Annotated in this window: 20 protein-coding genes; 15 read left to right on the forward strand and 5 right to left on the reverse strand. The window is 55.4% G+C overall.

All coding sequences use genetic code 11. The features are described 5' to 3' along the window. Nucleotides 1-44: 44 nt before the first annotated feature. Entirely contained in the window at nt 45-626 is a 582-nt protein-coding gene (gene grpE, locus ACLIBF_RS05600; RefSeq protein WP_031376291.1) for a nucleotide exchange factor GrpE, read from the forward strand. A gap of 57 nt (nt 627-683) precedes the next feature. Here the strand turns inward: grpE and ung are convergent, their stop codons facing one another. Continuing rightward, complete coding sequence (ung, locus tag ACLIBF_RS05605) at nt 684-1,364, reverse strand: uracil-DNA glycosylase (RefSeq protein WP_279809789.1); 681 nt, start codon at nt 1,362-1,364, stop codon at nt 684-686. Between the two features lie 244 nt (nt 1,365-1,608). Here ung and grcA point away from each other — a divergent pair, with 244 nt between their 5' ends. After that, a complete protein-coding gene (grcA, locus tag ACLIBF_RS05610; RefSeq protein WP_031376289.1) occupies nt 1,609-1,992 on the forward strand; it encodes an autonomous glycyl radical cofactor GrcA in 384 nt (127 codons plus the stop codon). Nucleotides 1,993-2,218: 226 nt separating this feature from the next. Here the strand turns inward: grcA and srmB are convergent, their stop codons facing one another. Beyond that, entirely contained in the window at nt 2,219-3,538 is a 1,320-nt protein-coding gene (srmB, locus tag ACLIBF_RS05615) for an ATP-dependent RNA helicase SrmB (protein WP_031376288.1), read from the reverse strand. Between the two features lie 155 nt (nt 3,539-3,693). On the opposite strand from srmB, the gene trmN reads away from it, so the two are divergent. Continuing rightward, a complete protein-coding gene (gene trmN / locus ACLIBF_RS05620) occupies nt 3,694-4,443 on the forward strand; it encodes a tRNA(1)(Val) (adenine(37)-N(6))-methyltransferase TrmN (RefSeq protein ID WP_031376287.1) in 750 nt (249 codons plus the stop codon). Here trmN and nadB read toward each other — a convergent pair. Beyond that, complete coding sequence (gene nadB / locus ACLIBF_RS05625; RefSeq protein WP_069728760.1) at nt 4,428-6,050, reverse strand: L-aspartate oxidase; 1,623 nt, start codon at nt 6,048-6,050, stop codon at nt 4,428-4,430. The two genes, trmN and nadB, sit on opposite strands and share 16 nt — an antisense overlap. A gap of 412 nt (nt 6,051-6,462) precedes the next feature. Here nadB and rpoE point away from each other — a divergent pair, with 412 nt between their 5' ends. The 11 genes from rpoE (at nt 6,463) to acpS (ending at nt 15,927) form a co-directional block, all read left to right on the forward strand. Further along, nucleotides 6,463-7,041: an RNA polymerase sigma factor RpoE gene (rpoE, locus tag ACLIBF_RS05630; RefSeq protein ID WP_031376285.1), complete on the forward strand. Its 579-nt coding sequence runs from the start codon at nt 6,463-6,465 to the stop codon at nt 7,039-7,041. Nucleotides 7,042-7,068: 27 nt separating this feature from the next. Continuing rightward, complete coding sequence (gene rseA / locus ACLIBF_RS05635) at nt 7,069-7,722, forward strand: anti-sigma-E factor RseA (protein ID WP_031376284.1); 654 nt, start codon at nt 7,069-7,071, stop codon at nt 7,720-7,722. Continuing rightward, nucleotides 7,722-8,678, forward strand: a complete 957-nt coding sequence (gene rseB, locus ACLIBF_RS05640) for a sigma-E factor regulatory protein RseB (protein ID WP_031376283.1) — start codon at nt 7,722-7,724, stop codon at nt 8,676-8,678. Before rseA ends, rseB begins: the two co-directional genes overlap by 1 nt. Beyond that, nucleotides 8,675-9,139, forward strand: coding sequence for a SoxR-reducing system protein RseC (gene rseC, locus ACLIBF_RS05645; protein WP_279809787.1), 465 nt, complete (start codon nt 8,675-8,677; stop codon nt 9,137-9,139). Before rseB ends, rseC begins: the two co-directional genes overlap by 4 nt. A 219-nt stretch (nt 9,140-9,358) precedes the next feature. Then, the gene (lepA, locus tag ACLIBF_RS05650) at nt 9,359-11,158 is read left to right on the forward strand and encodes a translation elongation factor 4 (protein WP_031376281.1); all 1,800 of its coding nucleotides are present in this window, start codon (nt 9,359-9,361) and stop codon (nt 11,156-11,158) included. 9 nt (nt 11,159-11,167) lie between these two features. Beyond that, nucleotides 11,168-12,142 (forward strand): signal peptidase I, encoded by a 975-nt coding sequence (gene lepB / locus ACLIBF_RS05655; protein ID WP_069728694.1) that lies wholly within the window; start codon nt 11,168-11,170, stop codon nt 12,140-12,142. Nucleotides 12,143-12,273: 131 nt separating this feature from the next. Beyond that, entirely contained in the window at nt 12,274-12,954 is a 681-nt protein-coding gene (gene rnc, locus ACLIBF_RS05660) for a ribonuclease III (protein ID WP_031376279.1), read from the forward strand. A gap of 150 nt (nt 12,955-13,104) precedes the next feature. After that, on the forward strand, nt 13,105-14,010 hold the full coding sequence (era, locus tag ACLIBF_RS05665) for a GTPase Era (protein ID WP_031376278.1): 906 nt from the start codon (nt 13,105-13,107) through the stop codon (nt 14,008-14,010). Nucleotides 14,011-14,014: 4 nt separating this feature from the next. Beyond that, a complete protein-coding gene (gene recO / locus ACLIBF_RS05670) occupies nt 14,015-14,743 on the forward strand; it encodes a DNA repair protein RecO (protein ID WP_279809786.1) in 729 nt (242 codons plus the stop codon). A gap of 72 nt (nt 14,744-14,815) precedes the next feature. Beyond that, entirely contained in the window at nt 14,816-15,547 is a 732-nt protein-coding gene (pdxJ, locus tag ACLIBF_RS05675) for a pyridoxine 5'-phosphate synthase (RefSeq protein ID WP_279809785.1), read from the forward strand. Beyond that, the gene (gene acpS / locus ACLIBF_RS05680; protein WP_031376275.1) at nt 15,547-15,927 is read left to right on the forward strand and encodes a holo-ACP synthase; all 381 of its coding nucleotides are present in this window, start codon (nt 15,547-15,549) and stop codon (nt 15,925-15,927) included. The genes pdxJ and acpS overlap by 1 nt, the downstream gene beginning before the upstream one ends. Here the strand turns inward: acpS and ACLIBF_RS05685 are convergent. After that, nucleotides 15,924-16,172, reverse strand: a complete 249-nt coding sequence (locus tag ACLIBF_RS05685; protein WP_031376274.1) for a YfhL family 4Fe-4S dicluster ferredoxin — start codon at nt 16,170-16,172, stop codon at nt 15,924-15,926. The two genes, acpS and ACLIBF_RS05685, sit on opposite strands and share 4 nt — an antisense overlap. Nucleotides 16,173-16,227: 55 nt before the next feature. Continuing rightward, on the reverse strand, nt 16,228-17,067 hold the full coding sequence (locus ACLIBF_RS05690; protein ID WP_031376273.1) for a MurR/RpiR family transcriptional regulator: 840 nt from the start codon (nt 17,065-17,067) through the stop codon (nt 16,228-16,230). A gap of 154 nt (nt 17,068-17,221) precedes the next feature. On the opposite strand from ACLIBF_RS05690, the gene yfhb reads away from it, so the two are divergent. Further along, nucleotides 17,222-17,860, forward strand: a complete 639-nt coding sequence (gene yfhb, locus ACLIBF_RS05695) for a phosphatidylglycerophosphatase C (RefSeq protein ID WP_031376272.1) — start codon at nt 17,222-17,224, stop codon at nt 17,858-17,860. Nucleotides 17,861-17,892 lie beyond the last annotated feature (32 nt).

Genomic DNA, 17,892 nt, shown 5'->3' on the forward strand with positions numbered 1-17,892 from the left:
ATAAGCCAACCAGCGAAATGAATGTGCAAAACGCGGAGAAATTCATGAGTAGTAAAGAACAGAACACCCCAAACGAGCAAGTCTCAGACGAAATTCAGCAGGATCAGCAACAACCTCAGGAAGCGGAGACAGCGGCTGAGGTGGATCCGCGTGATGAGCGTATTGCTCAGCTCGAAGCTGAATTAGCGCAGTCGCAAACCGGCGTGCGTGATGCACAACTGCGTGCGCAGGCTGAAATTGAGAACATTCGTCGCCGTGCCGAAATGGACGTTGAGAAGGCGCATAAATTCGCCCTGGAGAAATTTGCCAACGAATTGCTGCCGGTGATCGACAGTCTTGAGCGTGCGCTGGAAGTGGCGAACAAAGAAGACGCGCAACTGGCTCCGATGATCGAAGGGATTGAACTGACCCTGAAAGGTCTGCTCGGCGCAGTGCGCAAATTCGGTGTAGAAGTGGTGGGCGAAACTGGCGTGCCATTTAATCCCGAAGTGCATCAGGCGATGTCGATGATGGAGTCTGAAGAGTTTGAACCGAACCAGGTGATGCTGGTGATGCAACGTGGCTACACGCTGAATGGCCGCTTACTGCGTCCGGCGATGGTGGCGGTTGCCAAAGCGAAAGGCTGATTTCACGCCTGAATCCGTTCCACGGCCGCGCAGTGTCGCGGCCGTGTGCCTTGCTGCTTATTCAGGCAGTACCGGCGTCCAGTCAATCGGTTGCTGACCGGCTTCACGCAGTATGGCGTTAGTTTTCGAGAAGTGCTGACAGCCAAAAAAGCCCCGATGCGCCGAGAGCGGCGAAGGGTGCGGCGCCTGCAATACGTGATGGCGCTGACGGTCAATAATGCTGCCTTTCTTCTGTGCGTGGGAGCCCCACAGCAGGAACACCACCCCTTCACGATGCTGGTTAATCGCGGCAATCACATTATCGGTAAAGGTTTCCCAGCCAAAGCGCGCATGGGAATGGGCTTTGCCCGCTTCCACTGTTAACACCGTATTCAGCAACATCACGCCCTGTTTCGCCCAGCTTTCGAGAAAACCATGGTCCGGCTTCTGAAAGCCCGGAATGTCCTGCAATAGCTCTTTGTAGATGTTTTGCAGCGACGGCGGTACCTGCACGCCGGGCAGCACCGAAAAGGCCAGTCCGTGCGCCTGATTAGGGCCGTGGTACGGGTCCTGACCCAGAATCACCACTTTGACGTCGCCTAACTCAGTCAGGCGAAAGGCATTGAACACATCCTTTTGCGGTGGGTAAACCGTCACGCCTGCAGCACGCTCATCCGCCACGAGTTTCAGCGTCTCGGTAAAATAGGGTTTCTGTTTCTCTTCAGCCAGCACGTCGTGCCAGGTCAGCTTTTCAGCCATAATCCACTCCCTTAAGGTTTGTGCCGTAAGCTTAGCCGTTCCTGCCCCTGAGCTGAAGGGCAAAAATATTTTTAATAATGCAAAAAAAAGTTAATATCAGCAGCGGTTTGAGATCAGTCAGTTAGCGAAAAAGGACACTTTATGACCGGTTAAAATTGACCCAGGTCAAGGCTGACGGCGTGGGAGAGTGCTATACCGGAGCCTCAAATTTGATTCATTCACGCATTGCCCTGGAGGCGCTGACATGATTACTGGTATCCAGATCACTCAAACTAATAAACCCCAACTCCTTAATTCTTTCTGGCTGTTAGACGAAGAGAAAGCTCAGGCTCGCTGCCTGTGTGCCAAAGGCGACTATGAAGAAGATCAGGTGGTTGCGCTTAGCGAACTGGGTGAATTCACCTACCGTGAAGTGCCGGTAGAAATTAAACCGCAGGTGCGGGTAGAAGGCGGTCAGCATCTGAACGTCAACGTTCTGCGTCGTGAAACACTGGAAGATGCCGTTAAGCATCCTGAAAATTATCCGCAGCTGACCATTCGCGTTTCCGGTTATGCGGTGCGTTTTAACTCACTGACGCCAGAACAGCAACGCGACGTGATTGCCCGTACTTTCACCGAAAGTCTCTGAGTGACATCAGTTAACCGGCGCTGAAAAATAACGCAAAGCGCACACAGCAATTTTTATCAGAATATTAATAAGATAGCAGCCAGATCGGCTGGCGGTGTGGTGGCAGTTATCGCCGGATCGCCATCAGACACTGAAAATGGCACCAACTGCCTGTTACTGATGATTAAATCAAAAAAATCGCCTCTGATGAGGCGATTTTTTTATGGCTGCGATGATTTATTCCGCATTACTCATTAGCCGGCGCGCTGCCGCTCGGCTTGCGGCGTTTACCGATATTTTTGGCATCGCGGTGACGTTTTTTCACCCGCGGTTTTTCAGCTTCGCTGGATTTCTTCTCAGCTCGCTTAGCCAGCGCCTTTTTCGACGGTTTCCCGGTGGTTTTGGCGTGCGGCGCCCGCGTCTCAGGACGCAATTCATCCACCACGCGGGCTTTCAGCGGCTCATTGACGTAGCGGCTGATTTTACCCAGCAGTACGTAGTCATGCGCTTCGACCAGCGAGATCGCGATTCCTTTGCGGCCGGCACGGCCGGTACGGCCAATACGGTGCAGATAGGTATCAGCGGTGCGCGGCATATCGAAGTTAAAGACGTGACTGACTTCCTCAACATCAATACCACGCGCCGCGATGTCGGTGGCGACCAGCACGTTGACCCGGCCTTCACTCAGACGTTTAATCGCTTCGTTACGCTTGGCCTGCACCATCTCGCCTTCCAGATAGCTGCTACGAATCCCCGCTTCGTGCAGCCAGCTGACCAGCTCATGCAGACGCTCACGTTTACGCACAAACACGATGCAGCGCGTCACTTCCGGCTGTTTCAGCAAATGAACCAGTAATTTGGTTTTATGCTCCAGATCGTCAGCGCGATAGTACCACTGCTGGATCTTTTTACGTTCACGGCGGCTGGGATCGGCTTCCAGTTCAACCGGATCGTTCAGCAGACGCTCGGCGAAGTCTTTGATGTTTTCGCCTTCCAGCGTGGCGGAAAACAGCAGCGTTTGCTTGCGCCAGCGGGTTTCTGCCGCGATGGTTTCGATATCCTGTGCGAAACCCATGTCCAGCATGCGGTCCGCTTCATCGAGCACCAGCGTTTCAACTGCGCGGCAGTCAAAGTTCTCTTCTTTGATGTATTGCAGCAGACGACCGGTGGTCGCCACCACAATGTCCTGGTTTTCGCTGAACACTTCAGCGTGGTTCATATAGGCCACGCCGCCGGTGATGGTAGCGATATCCAGATGGGTATGTTTCGCCAGTTCACGCGCCTGGTCGGCGACCTGCATCGCCAGTTCGCGGGTTGGTGTGACGATCAGAATGCGGGGCGGGCCAGATTTCTTACGGGGGAAATCAAGCAGGTGCTGCAGCGCCGGTAGCAGATAGGCGGCAGTTTTCCCGGTCCCGGTAGGTGCCGAACCCAGAACGTCGCGGCCCTCAAGCGCGGGCGGAATTGCAGCAGCCTGAATCACTGTTGGGCGCGTAAAGCCTTTTTCCTGCAGCGCTTGCAGCAGGCTTTCGTCGAGTTCGAGTTCGGAAAATGTGGTTACTGTCATGGTCTACCTCAGTTTGGGGCGCTGATTATAGACAGATCAGACATAATCTTCATCTGTTAATCCGCCAGGTATGGTCTGCTGCGTGAATTCCCTTACCTGTCACGTTACACTTATGCGCTGCCGCACGGCAGAAAAAAAGTGAATGGTAGCGACCCATGATGCACGATAAGCCGCGTGAGCGGCCCCAGTTAAACAAGAACGGATTTACCTTTAAACAATTTTTTGTCGCGCACGATCGCTGTGCGATGAAAGTCGGTACCGATGCCATTCTGCTCGGTGCCTGGGCACCGGTGGCTGGCGTCAGACGGATTCTGGACATTGGCAGCGGCAGCGGACTGATCGCGCTGATGCTGGCGCAGCGCACGTCGTCGCCGGTTGAGATTGATGCGGTCGAGTTAGACGGTGAGGCGGCGCAGCAGGCACGCGAGAATGTACAGCAGTCGCCGTGGCCGCAGCGTATTCACATCCATCAGCAGGATATCGCCCGCTGGGCCGAAGACTGCGAGCAGCGTTATTCGCTGATTGTCAGCAATCCTCCGTACTTTGCGCCTGGCGTAGCCTGTTCCACTGCGGCGCGGGATAGCGCCCGTGCGACCCGCACCCTCGATCATCAGACCCTGTTACGCAGCGCAGCGTTGCTGATTGAAGAAGAGGGGATGTTCTGCGTGGTACTGCCCACCGCGACCGGCGAAACGTTTATCAGCCAGGCGCTGGCCGATGGCTGGCATTTACGTTTTCGGCTGGACGTGGCGGAATATGCTCATCGCCCGCCGCATCGCGTGCTGCTGGCTTTCTCTCCGCAGGCCGGCGAAACGCTGCTGGAGCGTCTTGCCATTCGCGCGCCCGACACCCACTATTCCGAAGACTGGTGTTGCCTGACGCGGGCATTCTACCTGTTCCTGTAACCGGGCGGCGTCAGGATGGTCGGCAGCGCTTCAGGTAACAGGTCGGGATAGTCGCGGATGTAGTGCAGTCCGCGGCTCTCTTTTCGCTCCAGCGCGCAGCGCACCATGAGATCGGCGACCTGCACCAGATTCCTCAGCTCCAGCAGGTTGTTGGAGAGGCGGAAGTGATGGTAATACTCATCAATTTCCTGCTGCAGCAGCGTGATGCGGCGCAACGCCCGCTCGAGGCGCTTGGTGGTTCGCACAATGCCAACGTAATCCCACATAAACAGCCGCAGCTCGTGCCAGTTATGCTGGATGATCACCCGCTCATCCGCATCATCGACCTGGCTTTCATCCCAGCCGGGCAGGGTAGTCACCGCTTCGACGTCGGGCAGGGTGCGAATCAAATCCTCTGCGGCTGACCAGCCATAAACCAGACACTCCAGCAGTGAGTTGGACGCCATCCGGTTGGCGCCGTGCAGGCCGGTATAACTCACTTCACCAATCGCATACAGGCCATTGAGATCGGTACGCCCCTGCTGATCGACCATCACGCCGCCGCAGGTATAGTGCGCGGCAGGCACAATCGGAATCGGCTGTTTGGTCAGATCAAAGCCAAAGGTCAGCAGCTTGTCGTAAATCATCGGGAAGTGAGCGCGGACAAATGCTTCCGGCTGATGACTGATATCGAGATACATGCAGTCCACGCCCAGCCGTTTCATTTCGTGGTCTATCGCCCGGGCGACGATGTCACGCGGCGCCAGTTCAGCCCGTTGATCAAAATCGGGCATGAAACGGCTGCCGTCAGGACGCAGCAGCCAGGCACCTTCGCCACGTAATGCTTCGGTTAGCAGGAAATTCTGCGCCTGCGGATGAAACAGGCAGGTCGGGTGAAACTGGTTAAACTCCAGATTGGCGACCCGGCAGCCGGCACGCCACGCCATCGCAATTCCATCGCCAGAGGCAATATCGGGATTGGTGGTGTATTGATAGACTTTGGCTGCGCCGCCGGTTGCGACCACGACGGCGCGGGCGCTACAGGTTTCCACCTGCTCGCGATTGCGGTTCCAGATCCACGCACCCACAGCACGGCGTGGTCCGGGCAGGCCCAGTTTGTCTGAAAGAATGAGATCGACCGCGTTAGTACGTTCCAGAATCCGGATGTTGGGATGGCTCAGCGCCTGACTGACCAGCGTGGTTTCTACCGCGCGGCCGGTGGCATCGGCACTGTGCAGAATGCGGCGATGACTGTGGCCGCCTTCACGGGTCAGGTGATAGCGCATCTCGCCTGCCGCCTGCGGATCGATATCAAAGGCGACCCCGTTATCAATCAGCCACTGCACGCAGTGACGGGCATTGCTGGCAATAAACGAAACGGCGTCGCGATCGCATAGGCCGGCACCGGCAATCAGCGTATCCTCCACGTGCGACTCAATGCTGTCGGTTTCATCGAACACCGCCGCGATACCGCCCTGCGCATACAGGGTGGAGCCCTCATTGACCTGCGCTTTGCTGAGCACCAGCACCTGATAATGTCTGGCCAGCCGTAACGCCAGCGACAGGCCGGCGGCACCGCTGCCCACAATCAATACATCACATTGATAATCCGGATTTGCATTTGTCATGGTGTTTAATTTACTAAACAAGAATAGGCCTGAGCATAAGCGTTAAGCCGGTTGCTGTGAAGTATTTTGAACAAATTTTCCACGCGCCAGGCAGCGTCAGGCTAAATGTCGCTAACAATCAGCAGGTTAAATTCGGGACGGTTTAAAAAGTGTTTTTTATACCAAACTTAATTAAGCGCAGGGATTTAAAGATGAAAAAGCCGTTGTCATAGGTTACTCTGCCTGCGATTTACGCTCCCTGTACTGAACGAAAATGAACAAGCCGGATAATCACCAGCGGAGCGGTAAATATTAGGGCGATAAGTGAACTTCGCACCACATCACAACTCTAAGCGCATGCTTGCTCAGAACCATTGAGATGTGCTGGCAGTTACTTTACGCGTATAAAAAATTTGGGGAGACATTACCTCGGATGAGCGAGCAGTTAACGGATCAGATCCTCGTTGAACGGGTACAGAAGGGAGATCAAAAAGCTTTCAACTTACTGGTAATTCGTTACCAGCATAAAGTGGCGAGCCTGGTTTCACGCTATGTTCCGTCGGGCGATGTGCCTGATGTAGTACAGGAATCGTTTATTAAAGCGTATCGCGCACTGGACTCTTTCCGGGGCGATAGCGCGTTTTATACCTGGCTGTACCGCATTGCGGTTAATACAGCGAAAAATTACCTGGTTGCTCAGGGGCGACGTCCGCCATCCAGCGATGTGGATGCGATTGACGCAGAAAATTTCGAAAGTGCGGGTGCATTAAAAGAAATTTCGAACCCTGAGAACTTAATGTTGTCTGACGAATTGAAACAAATTGTCTTTCGTACCATCGAGGCGCTACCCGAGGACTTGCGTATGGCAATCACCCTCAGGGAACTGGACGGCCTGAGCTATGAAGAGATCGCCGTCATTATGGATTGCCCGGTAGGCACTGTTCGGTCACGTATCTTCCGTGCGCGAGAGGCCATTGATAATAAAGTTCAACCGCTTATCCAACGTCAGTGATAACGGCTACTGGAAGGGTACATAGGCATGCAGAAAGAAAAACTTTCCGCTTTAATGGATGGTGAGACCTTAGATAACGAGCTGTTCTCAGCCTTATCGAAGGATGCAGATCTACAGAAAAGCTGGGAAAGCTACCATCTGATTCGCGATACCATGCGCGGCGATGTTGGCGAGTTCCTGCATTTCGATATCTCTGCGCGCGTTGCCGCTGCCATCGAAAAAGAACCGCTGCGTACTGTTACACCGCTGATCCCTGAAGCGCAGCCAGAACCTTCCCGCTGGGAAAAAATGCCGTTCTGGCAGAAAGTGCGTCCATGGGCAGCACAGTTAACCCAGGTCGGCGTGGCTGCCTGTGTTTCTCTGGCAGTTATCGTTGGCGTCCAGCACTACAACCAGCCAAACGGCGGCACGGCTGAATCGTCCGATTCTCCGGTGTTTAACACGCTGCCGATGATGGGCAAAGCCTCACCGGTCAGCCTCGGCGTGCCTTCTGATGCGTTTGATACCAACAGCGCTAATCAGCAGGTTCAGGATCAGCGTCGTCGCGTCAATGCGATGCTGCAGGATTATGAACTGCAACGCCGTTTACATGCCGATCAGCTGCAGTTTGAAACCGATGCACCGAAACAAGCACAGGCTGATGTTCCCGGAAACCAATCCTTAGGACTCCAGCAGCAGTAATGAAGCCGCTTTGGTATGCTGTTAGCCTGCTGACAGGCAGCCTGTTGTGGTCATCTGCCGCCCCGGCGCAACCTTCTGCGTCCGGGGCGTTATTGCAGCAGATGGAGCAGGCAAGTCAAAACCTCAACTACGAATTCGCCTATATCAACGTCTCCCGCCTCGGCATTGAATCGTTGCGTTATCGTCATGCTGTGATTGATGAGCGTATTTTTGCTCAGCTGTTGCAGATGGACGGCCCGCGACGTGAAGTGATCCAGCGTGGCAACGATATCAGCTACTTCGAACCTGGCCTTGAGCCGTTTTCGCTGCCCGGTAACCACATTATCGATGCGCTGCCGTCGGTGATTTTTGCAGACTTCACCAAGCTGGGCAGTGCGTACGACTTCATTACCGTTGGCCGCTCGCGTATTGCCGATCAGATGTGCGACGTATTGCGCATCGTGTCACGCGATGGCACCCGCTACAGCTATGTCGTCTGGCTGGATGTGGATACCAGGCTGCCTCTGCGGATTGACCTGCTGGACCGCGACGGTGAAACGCTGGAGCAGTTCCGTGTCATCAGCTTCGCGGTGGATGAAGGGGTGCGTAACCTGATGCAGGGGCTGGAGAAGGCCAACCTGCCGCCATCGCTCTCCGTCCCGAAAGGGGATGCGGTGACGCTCAACTGGCAGCCAGGCTGGATACCCGCCGGCATGACCCTGGTCTCTCAGAATCGTCGTACGTTGCCCGCGCTGAACAAAAACATGGAGTCGCGTCTCTACAGCGACGGCCTGTTCAGCTTCGCCATTAATATCACTCCGGCCGATAAAAGTAGTACCACCCAGACATTGCGCACTGGACGTCGTACGGTACAAACGGTTGTGCGCAATAATAGCGAGATTGCGGTGGTCGGCGAATTACCGCCTTCGACAGCAAAACGCATTGCGGACAGCATCGACCTGGGGTCACAAAAATGATGAGAGAATGGGCCACCGTGGTGGCATGGCAGGATGGCATCGCCACTCTGCATACTGAAGCGAAAACCTCCTGCAACAGCTGCCAGGCGCGTAAAGGTTGCGGCAGCCACATGCTGAACAAACTCGGCCCGAAAAATGCCCACGTAATGCAGATCGCCAGCAGCAAACCGCTGCAGCCGGGTCAGCGTATCGAACTGGGTATCCGCGAGAGCAGCCTGCTGGGCTCGGCGTTGCTGGTCTATATGACGCCGCTGTTGGGTTTGTTTGTGGTGGCAGGGCTGTTTCAGGCGCTGTTCAGCAGCGATCTGGCGGCCGCCAGCGGTGCGCTGCTGGGCGGGATTGGCGGCTTTATTATCGCCAAAGGCGTCTCGATGAAACTGGGCGATCGCGAAGCCTTTCAACCGGTGATCCTGAACATCGCATTACCTCCTGATGCGCTGCGCGTTGAAAGCGAAGCGTAACGCATCTCCAGGCCGCGCACTCCGCGGCCTTTGTCTGTTCTCCCTTACGCAAAACTCTGTTTCGCTTCCACAACGTTCCATTCTTTTATGCGCGGCGTTAACAGTGTAATATGCGTCGTCATTAATGAGGCTGACAGGATTGTGGGTAAAGAGCGATCTTCCTGAATGTGTCTGTGCTCAGGTTTTCAACTGATTCTCTATGCGAAGATATTCATATAAATGAAGCACATAAGAAATTTCTCCATCATCGCCCACATCGACCATGGTAAATCTACGCTCTCTGACCGCCTGATTCAGATTTGTGGTGGCCTCACCGCCCGTGAGATGGCTGCCCAGGTTCTTGACTCTATGGATCTGGAACGCGAGCGCGGTATTACCATCAAAGCACAGAGCGTAACGCTCGATTACCACGCGAAAGACGGCGAAACTTACCAGCTCAATTTCATCGACACTCCGGGTCACGTTGACTTCTCCTATGAAGTTTCCCGCTCACTGGCGGCCTGTGAAGGCGCACTGCTGGTGGTGGATGCCGGGCAGGGCGTAGAAGCGCAGACCCTGGCGAACTGCTACACCGCGATTGAGATGGATCTGGAAGTAGTGCCGGTTCTGAACAAAATTGACCTGCCAGCGGCCGATCCCGATCGTGCGGCGCAGGAAATTGAAGATATCGTCGGCATTGATGCTACTGACGCGGTGCGCTGCTCGGCAAAAACCGGCGTTGGCGTACCGGAAGTGCTGGAACGTTTAGTGCGTGACATCCCGCCGCCAGAAGGCGATCCGGAAGCACCGCTGCAGGCGCTGATTATCGACTCCTGGTTCGATAACTACCTCGGTGTGGTGTCGCTGGTGCGGGTTAAAAACGGCACCATGCGCAAGGGCGATAAAATTAAGGTTCTGAGTACTGGCCAGGTGTATAACGCTGACCGTCTCGGCATCTTCACCCCGAAGCAGGTTGACCGTACCGAGCTTAACTGCGGTGAAGTTGGCTGGCTGGTCTGTGCGATTAAAGACATCCTCGGCGCGCCGGTAGGGGACACCCTGACCACCGCGCGTAACCCGGCAGACAAAGCGCTGCCAGGCTTTAAAAAAGTGAAGCCGCAGGTTTATGCCGGTCTGTTCCCGATCAGCTCTGACGACTATGAAGCGTTCCGTGATGCGCTCGGCAAACTGAGCCTGAATGACGCCTCGCTGTTCTATGAGCCAGAAAGCTCGACGGCGCTGGGCTTTGGTTTCCGCTGCGGCTTCCTCGGTCTGCTGCACATGGAGATCATCCAGGAGCGTCTGGAGCGTGAATACGATCTCGATTTAATTACCACGGCACCGACCGTGGTGTATGAAGTGGTTACCACCAGCGGCGACGTGGTCTACGTAGACAGCCCGTCTAAGTTGCCAGCGCTGAATAATATTGAAGAGCTGCGCGAACCGATCGCCGAGTGTCATATGCTGCTGCCGCAGGAATATCTGGGCAACGTCATTACACTGTGCATTGAGAAACGTGGCGTTCAGACCAATATGGTTTACCACGGCAATCAGGTCGCGCTGACTTACGAGATTCCGATGGCAGAAGTGGTGCTCGACTTCTTCGACCGTCTGAAATCCACCTCACGCGGCTATGCTTCGCTGGATTACAACTTTAAACGTTTCCAGGCCTCTGACATGGTGCGCGTCGACGTTCTGATTAACTCCGAACGTGTCGATGCGCTGGCGCTGATTACCCACCGTGAAAACGCACCGTATCGTGGACGCGATCTGGTTGAGAAGATGAAAGAGCTCATCCCGCGTCAGCAGTTTGATATTGCGATTCAGGCGGCAATCGGCAACCACATTATCGCGCGTTCAACGGTTAAACAGCTGCGTAAAAACGTACTCGCCAAGTGTTATGGCGGCGACGTCAGCCGTAAGAAGAAACTGTTGCAGAAGCAGAAAGACGGTAAGAAGCGAATGAAGCAGGTCGGTAACGTTGAGCTGCCGCAGGAAGCCTTCCTCGCGATTCTGCATGTCGGTAAGGACAGCAAATAAGGATTTCCAATGGCTAATATGTTCGCCCTGATACTGGCGATAGCGACGCTGATTACTGGCATCGTCTGGGTTATTGATCGTTTTAAATGGGCACCGCAACGTCGGGCTAAACAGGCGGCGGCTCAGGCGCAAACCGGTAATACGCTCGACAGCAAAACGCTGGCGAAAGTATCGTCGCAGCCGGGCTGGGTTGAAACTACCGCCTCGGTGTTCCCGGTACTGGCCGTGGTGTTCATCGTGCGTTCGTTTATTTACGAACCGTTCCAGATCCCTTCGGGATCGATGATGCCGACGCTGCTGATTGGCGATTTTATCCTGGTGGAGAAGTTTGCCTATGGAATTAAAGATCCAATCACTCAGACCACGCTGATCCCGACCGGTCAGCCAAAGCGCGGTGACATCGCGGTATTTAAATACCCGAAAGATCCGAGCCTCGACTACATTAAACGCGTGATTGGTTTACCTGGCGATAAAGTGATCTATGATCCTTACAGCAAAACCCTGACGGTCAAGCCAGCCTGTACCGACGGTAAAGCCTGTGACACCGCGTTAGCGGTGACTTATACCGACGTTAAGCCGAGCAACTTTATTCAGACCTTTAGCGGCTTTGATGGCAACGAAACTGGCAACGGTTTTTATCAGGTGCCACAGGGCGATACGATGCGCGGTGGCTTACGCCTCGGCACCCGTAAAGAGACGATTGGCAACGTGACCCATGATATCCTGCTGGTGAACGAAGCGCAGAGTCAGGCGGGCATGTATTACCAGCAGCCGGGTCAGCCACAGGCGAGCTGGGTAGTGCCGAAAGGGCAATATTTCATGATGGGCGATAACCGTGATAACAGCGCCGACAGCCGCTACTGGGGCTTTGTCCCGGAGCGTAATCTGGTCGGTAAAGCGGTCGCTATCTGGATGAGCTTTGAGAAACAAGAAGGACAGTGGCCTACCGGCGTGCGATTCAGTCGTATCGGCGGCATCCACTAAAAGTATTGTCTGATTAACAGGCAAATCGGGTGGCCTCCTGCGGGAGGCCACTGCACACCAAACGGAATGTGTTGGATTCTCAGCCCTGTTTGGTATGCAGAGTCACAGACGCAACAAAGAACTGGAATCGCATGAACCCCATCCTGATTAACAAGCTTCAGCGCAAACTGGGCTACACTTTTACTCATTCGGAACTGTTACAGCAGGCCCTGACTCACCGCAGCGCCAGCAGTAAGCACAACGAGCGTCTTGAATTTCTCGGCGATTCCATTCTCAGCTATGTGATTGCGAACGCGCTTTATCACCGCTTCCCGCGGGTTGATGAAGGTGACATGAGCCGCATGCGCGCCACGCTGGTGCGCGGTAATACGCTGGCGGAAATGGCGCGTGAATTTGATCTCGGCGAATGCCTGCGTTTAGGGCCTGGTGAGCTGAAAAGCGGCGGTTTCCGTCGCGAATCGATCCTGGCGGATACGGTGGAAGCGCTGATTGGCGGTATCTTCCTCGATAGCAGTATCCAGACGGTAGAAAAACTGATCCTCGACTGGTATCAGAGCCGCCTCGACGAAATCAGTCCTGGCGACAAACAAAAAGATCCGAAAACGCGTCTGCAGGAGTATCTGCAGGGGCGTCACCTGCCGCTGCCAAGCTATCTGGTGGTACAGGTGCGTGGCGAAGCTCACGATCAGGAATTCACCATTCACTGTCAGGTGAGTGGCATGGCCGATCCGGTGGTGGGCGTAGGCTCCAGCCGCCGTAAAGCAGAACAGGCAGCCGCCGAACAGGCGCTGATTAAACTGGGTCTCGAATAATTCCCCTGACCCGGGCACCGGCAACGGTGCCCGATATATCATGACCTGACTGCCTGCTGGCCCTGGCGTCTGAACCGACGCTGAATCAATCATGACCCGAATATGCACTATCCCGGCGCCTGAACAGGCGCTGAATAACTCAGGACTCGAATGAGCGAAAACGTAACTTATTGCGGCTTTGTCGCGATTGTCGGCCGACCTAACGTCGGCAAATCCACTTTACTGAACCAGTTGCTGGGACAGAAGGTGTCGATCACCTCGCGTAAGCCGCAAACCACGCGCCACCGCATCATGGGCATCCATACCGAAGGCGCCTATCAGGCGATCTACGTCGATACGCCCGGCCTGCACATGGAAGAGAAACGCGCGATTAACCGTCTGATGAACCGCGCCGCCAGCAGCTCAATTGGCGACGTGGAACTGGTGATCTTCGTGGTTGAAGGCACCCGCTGGACGCCGGATGATGAAATGGTGTTAGGCAAACTGCGCGACGGTAAAGTGCCGGTGGTGCTGGCGATCAACAAAGTCGATAACATCCAGGACAAGAGTATTCTGCTGCCGCACCTGCAGTTCCTGAGCCAGCAGATGAACTTCCTCGATATCGTACCGATCTCGGCGGAAAGCGGAAAGAACGTCGATACCATTGCGGCGATTACCCGTAAACATCTGCGCCAGGCCGATCACCACTTCCCGGAAGATTACATCACTGACCGTTCACAGCGCTTTATGGCGTCGGAGATTATCCGTGAGAAGCTGATGCGTTTCCTCGGTGCTGAACTGCCTTACTCGGTGACGGTAGAAATTGAACGCTTCGTCTCTAACGAACGCGGCGGCTACGACATCAATGGCCTGATTCTGGTTGAGCGTGAAGGTCAGAAGAAGATGGTGATTGGTAACAAAGGCAGCAAGATCAAAACTATCGGCATTGAAGCGCGTAAAGACATGGAAGATATGTTCGAAGCGAAAGTGCATCTCGAACTGTGGGTTAAAGTGAAATCGGGCTGGGCGGACGACGAACGTGCGCTGCGCAGCCTGGGTTACACAGACGATCTCTGATTCGATGGAAGGCTGGCAACGCGCCTTTGTGCTGCATAGTCGTCCCTTCAGTGAGACCAGTCTGCTGCTCGACCTGTTCAGCGAAAGTGAAGGGCGGGTGCGGGTACTGGCGAAAGGGGCGCGTTCACGGCGCTCCCAGCTGAAAGGGGCGTTACAGCCTTTTACCCCACTGCTGGTTCGCTGGAGCGGGCGGGGCGAGGTCAAAACCCTGCGCAATGCCGAAGCGGTATCGCTGGCGTTACCGCTCAGCGGTATCACGCTTTACTGCGGCCTGTACGTCAACGAGCTGATATCCCGCGTACTGGAGCAGGAATTTCCGTTCTCCGATCTGTTCTTCGATTATCTTAACTGTCTGCAAAGCTTAGCCTCATCGCAGGGCTCGCCAGAACCGGCCCTACGCCGCTTTGAACTGGCGCTGCTCGGCCATCTTGGCTACGGCGTCGATTTCCTGCACTGTGCCGGCAGTGGCGAGCCGGTCAGCGACGAGATGACCTACAGCTACCGCGAAGAGCGCGGCTTTATCGCCAGCCTGGTGCTGAATCAACGCAGCTTCACCGGTCGCCAGCTGCGCGCCCTGTGTGAGCGCGAGTTCCCTGATGCCGACAGCCTGCGAGCCGCCAAGCGGTTCACCCGTATCGCCCTGAAACCTTACCTTGGCGGTAAGCCGCTCAAGAGTCAGGAACTGTTTCGTCAGTTTATCCCGAAGAAAAAACCCGACGAAGCCGCTGAATAGCGCTGGTCGTACCGCTTGCCGGATGCAACGCGGTACACTCAACATTACGACAAACAAGAAGTGAGGATGGTCATGTCTGAGTTGCTGTTAGGCGTCAATATCGATCACATTGCCACGGTACGTAACGCGCGCGGGACAAACTATCCCGATCCGGTGCAGGCGGCGTTTATCGCTGAGCAGGCGGGCGCGGATGGCATTACCGTGCATCTGCGCGAGGATCGCCGTCATATCACCGATCGTGATGTGCGTATTCTGCGTGACACCATCCAGACGCGGATGAATCTGGAGATGGCGGTTACCGATGAGATGATTGGCATCGCCTGCGATATCAAACCGCATTTCTGCTGTCTGGTTCCGGAAAAGCGTCAGGAAGTGACCACCGAAGGCGGACTGGACGTGGCGGGCCAGCAGGACAAGCTGAATGCGGCGGTCAAGCTGCTGAGTGAAGCGGGAATTCTGGTCTCACTGTTCATTGATGCCGATCACCGCCAGATTGAAGCGGCGGTGGCCAGCGGAGCGCCGTATATCGAAATTCATACCGGTGCCTACGCTGAAGCCCCGGAAGGCCTGGCACGCGATGCAGAACTGGCACGTATCCGTCAGGCGGCTACCTTCGCGGCCAGCCTTGGTCTGAAGGTCAACGCCGGCCACGGTCTGACCTATCACAACGTGCTGCCGATTGCCGCGCTGCCGGAAATGCATGAGCTGAACATCGGTCATGCGATTATTGGCCGTGCGGTGATGAGCGGATTGCCTGACGCAGTCCGGGAGATGAAGCAGCTGCTGCGTGAAGCGCGTCGCTGATGGCAATTCTCGGGCTGGGTACCGACATCGTTGAAATCGAGCGTATCGCCGGGGTGATTGAGCGCTCCGGCGATCGACTGGCGCGGCGGGTATTGAGCGAAGCGGAATGGCAGCAATATCAGGCGCACCAGCAGCCGGTGCGCTTTCTCGCCAAGCGTTTTGCTGTCAAAGAGGCGGCGGCCAAGGCATTTGGCACCGGCATTCGTGGCGGTCTGGCCTTTAATCAGTTTGAGGTTTATAACGATGCGCTGGGAAAACCGGGGTTACGTTTTTTCCAGCATGCGGATGAACTGGCACAGCGACTGGGCGTGAAAAGCGTTCACGTGACGCTGGCTGACGAACGTCATTACGCCTGCGCCACGGTGATTATCGAAAGCTAACCGTGCAGCACCACAAACTTATCCCACAGCGCATCGCGTGATTCGGTGTGCTGTGGATCAGTAATAATGGTGTTATCGATCGGGCAAACCCGCTGACAGGTTGGCTCATCATAATGCCCGATGCACTCGGTGCAGCGGCTGACGTCAATTTCATAAATCGCATCACCCAGCGAGATGGCCTGGTTCGGGCATTCCGGTTCGCACATATCGCAGTTAATGCATTTGGCCGTGATCAACAGCGCCATTTTTCCCACCTGGTTACAACAGAAAAAGCGCGGCTATTATACGCCCTCCGGCTGATCAGACCAGCTTTTTCACCAGCGCTTCGCTGTGCCGGATATGGCTGGAGGCGCGTTCCGGATCGTTTTGCACCAGCGCCATAAACAGCAGGTCAGTCAGCGCCAGCTGGGCGGTGGTCGAGGAGATCGCTGCGCTGCGGGTGCTTTGCTCTTCCGCTACGGTATAGAGACACTGGCTGGCGCTCTGTTGTAGGGTATTCGGGGTGAAGCCGGTAAAGGCCACCACGTCGGCACCTACCTGGGCGGCTTCCTGCGCGGCCAGATTGATCTCACGCCGCTCACCGGTATAAGAGATAGCGAGCAGCACATCGCCCGGCCCCATCGCCTGTACGCTGGCCAGCAGGGCGTGCATATCCTGCTCGGCGACCGCATTGATCCCGATTTTCATCAGCTTCCATGAAAAATCTTTTGCCACCAGCCCGGAAGCACCAATTCCCACCAGCAGGATGCGCCGGGCATTCTTCAGCAGCTGCAACACCTCGTTGAGCTTCTCTTCGCTGTTGATATCCAGCGTGGCGCGAATCGCCGACAGCTTTTCAGCCAGCAACTTTTCTCCCACCATTTTGAGCGGGTCATCGCTGAGAATATGGTTATGCACGGTAATCGCATCCTTGTCGGCCAGTGACTCACTCAGGGCCAGTTTCAGCGCCGGAAACCCTTTATAGCCCAGCTTCTGGGCGAACTTGACCACGCTCGACTGACTGACGCCTGACTCCTCCGCCAGCTTTTGCGAACTCAGATGACGGGCCCGATCGGGTTGTGACAGCAGAAAATCAGCCAGCCGGCGTTCGTTTAGCGCCAGACGGGGATAAAGCTGGCGAATGCGCAGCAATGAACTCATGCCCAATCCTCATGATTCAGGAGTAATTTGCGAAGAATAAACTATTCATCTGGCATTGTAGTCATCGGAATTAAAAATGACAGCCATCGCCGTGCCGCCTGATGATGGCTACAATAGAGTCTATTGGCGCAAAATCAGCGAAAAGGAGAGTTGTTTGACCAAGGGTACACAACGTCGCATCGTATTTTTCGACCTGGACGGCACGCTGCATCAGCAGGATATGTTTGGCACCTTTATGCGTTATCTGCTGCGACGCCGGCCGCTGAATCTGCTGCTGGTGGTCCCGTTGCTGCCGGTGGTGGGGCTCGGATTGCTGTTCAAAGGCCGGGCGGCACGCTGGCCGATGAGCCTGTTGCTGTGGTCGATCACCTTTGGTCATTCAGAGCGAACCTTGCTGCGTCTAGAAGCTGAATTCGCGCAATGGTTTCGCCTGCGGGTGAAAGCGTTCCCGGTGGTGCAACAGCGCCTGACTGACTATCTCGGCAGCGATGACGCCGATGTCTGGCTGATTACCGGCTCACCACAGTCACTGGTCGAACAGGTCTATTACGACTCGGCTTTTCTGCCGCGGGTGAAAATGATTGCCAGCCAGATGCAGCGCGGCTGGGGCGGTCGGGTGCTGGCGATGCGCTGTCTCGGCCATGAAAAAGTGGCGCAGCTGGAGGAGAAAATCGGCACGCCGCTGCAGCTTTACAGCGGGTACAGCGACAGCAAGCAGGATAACCCGCTGCTGTTTTTCTGCCAGCATCGCTGGCGTGTCACGCCGGCGGGCGAACTGCAACAGCTGGAATAAGTTTCACCCGCGACCGCGAGACCGCTATAATG

The sequence above is a fragment of the Pantoea sp. PGP6 genome, from assembly GCF_053474785.1.

Coding starts and splice junctions, on each gene's coding strand:
- grpE (WP_031376291.1), top strand. CDS start 45: ATGAGTAGTAAAGAACAGAACACCCCAAACGAGCAAGTCTCAGACGAA.
- ung (WP_279809789.1), bottom strand. CDS start 1,364: ATGGCTGAAAAGCTGACCTGGCACGACGTGCTGGCTGAAGAGAAACAG.
- grcA (WP_031376289.1), top strand. CDS start 1,609: ATGATTACTGGTATCCAGATCACTCAAACTAATAAACCCCAACTCCTT.
- srmB (WP_031376288.1), bottom strand. CDS start 3,538: ATGACAGTAACCACATTTTCCGAACTCGAACTCGACGAAAGCCTGCTG.
- trmN (WP_031376287.1), top strand. CDS start 3,694: ATGATGCACGATAAGCCGCGTGAGCGGCCCCAGTTAAACAAGAACGGA.
- nadB (WP_069728760.1), bottom strand. CDS start 6,050: ATGACAAATGCAAATCCGGATTATCAATGTGATGTATTGATTGTGGGC.
- rpoE (WP_031376285.1), top strand. CDS start 6,463: ATGAGCGAGCAGTTAACGGATCAGATCCTCGTTGAACGGGTACAGAAG.
- rseA (WP_031376284.1), top strand. CDS start 7,069: ATGCAGAAAGAAAAACTTTCCGCTTTAATGGATGGTGAGACCTTAGAT.
- rseB (WP_031376283.1), top strand. CDS start 7,722: ATGAAGCCGCTTTGGTATGCTGTTAGCCTGCTGACAGGCAGCCTGTTG.
- rseC (WP_279809787.1), top strand. CDS start 8,675: ATGATGAGAGAATGGGCCACCGTGGTGGCATGGCAGGATGGCATCGCC.
- lepA (WP_031376281.1), top strand. CDS start 9,359: ATGAAGCACATAAGAAATTTCTCCATCATCGCCCACATCGACCATGGT.
- lepB (WP_069728694.1), top strand. CDS start 11,168: ATGGCTAATATGTTCGCCCTGATACTGGCGATAGCGACGCTGATTACT.
- rnc (WP_031376279.1), top strand. CDS start 12,274: ATGAACCCCATCCTGATTAACAAGCTTCAGCGCAAACTGGGCTACACT.
- era (WP_031376278.1), top strand. CDS start 13,105: ATGAGCGAAAACGTAACTTATTGCGGCTTTGTCGCGATTGTCGGCCGA.
- recO (WP_279809786.1), top strand. CDS start 14,015: ATGGAAGGCTGGCAACGCGCCTTTGTGCTGCATAGTCGTCCCTTCAGT.
- pdxJ (WP_279809785.1), top strand. CDS start 14,816: ATGTCTGAGTTGCTGTTAGGCGTCAATATCGATCACATTGCCACGGTA.
- acpS (WP_031376275.1), top strand. CDS start 15,547: ATGGCAATTCTCGGGCTGGGTACCGACATCGTTGAAATCGAGCGTATC.
- ACLIBF_RS05685 (WP_031376274.1), bottom strand. CDS start 16,172: ATGGCGCTGTTGATCACGGCCAAATGCATTAACTGCGATATGTGCGAA.
- ACLIBF_RS05690 (WP_031376273.1), bottom strand. CDS start 17,067: ATGAGTTCATTGCTGCGCATTCGCCAGCTTTATCCCCGTCTGGCGCTA.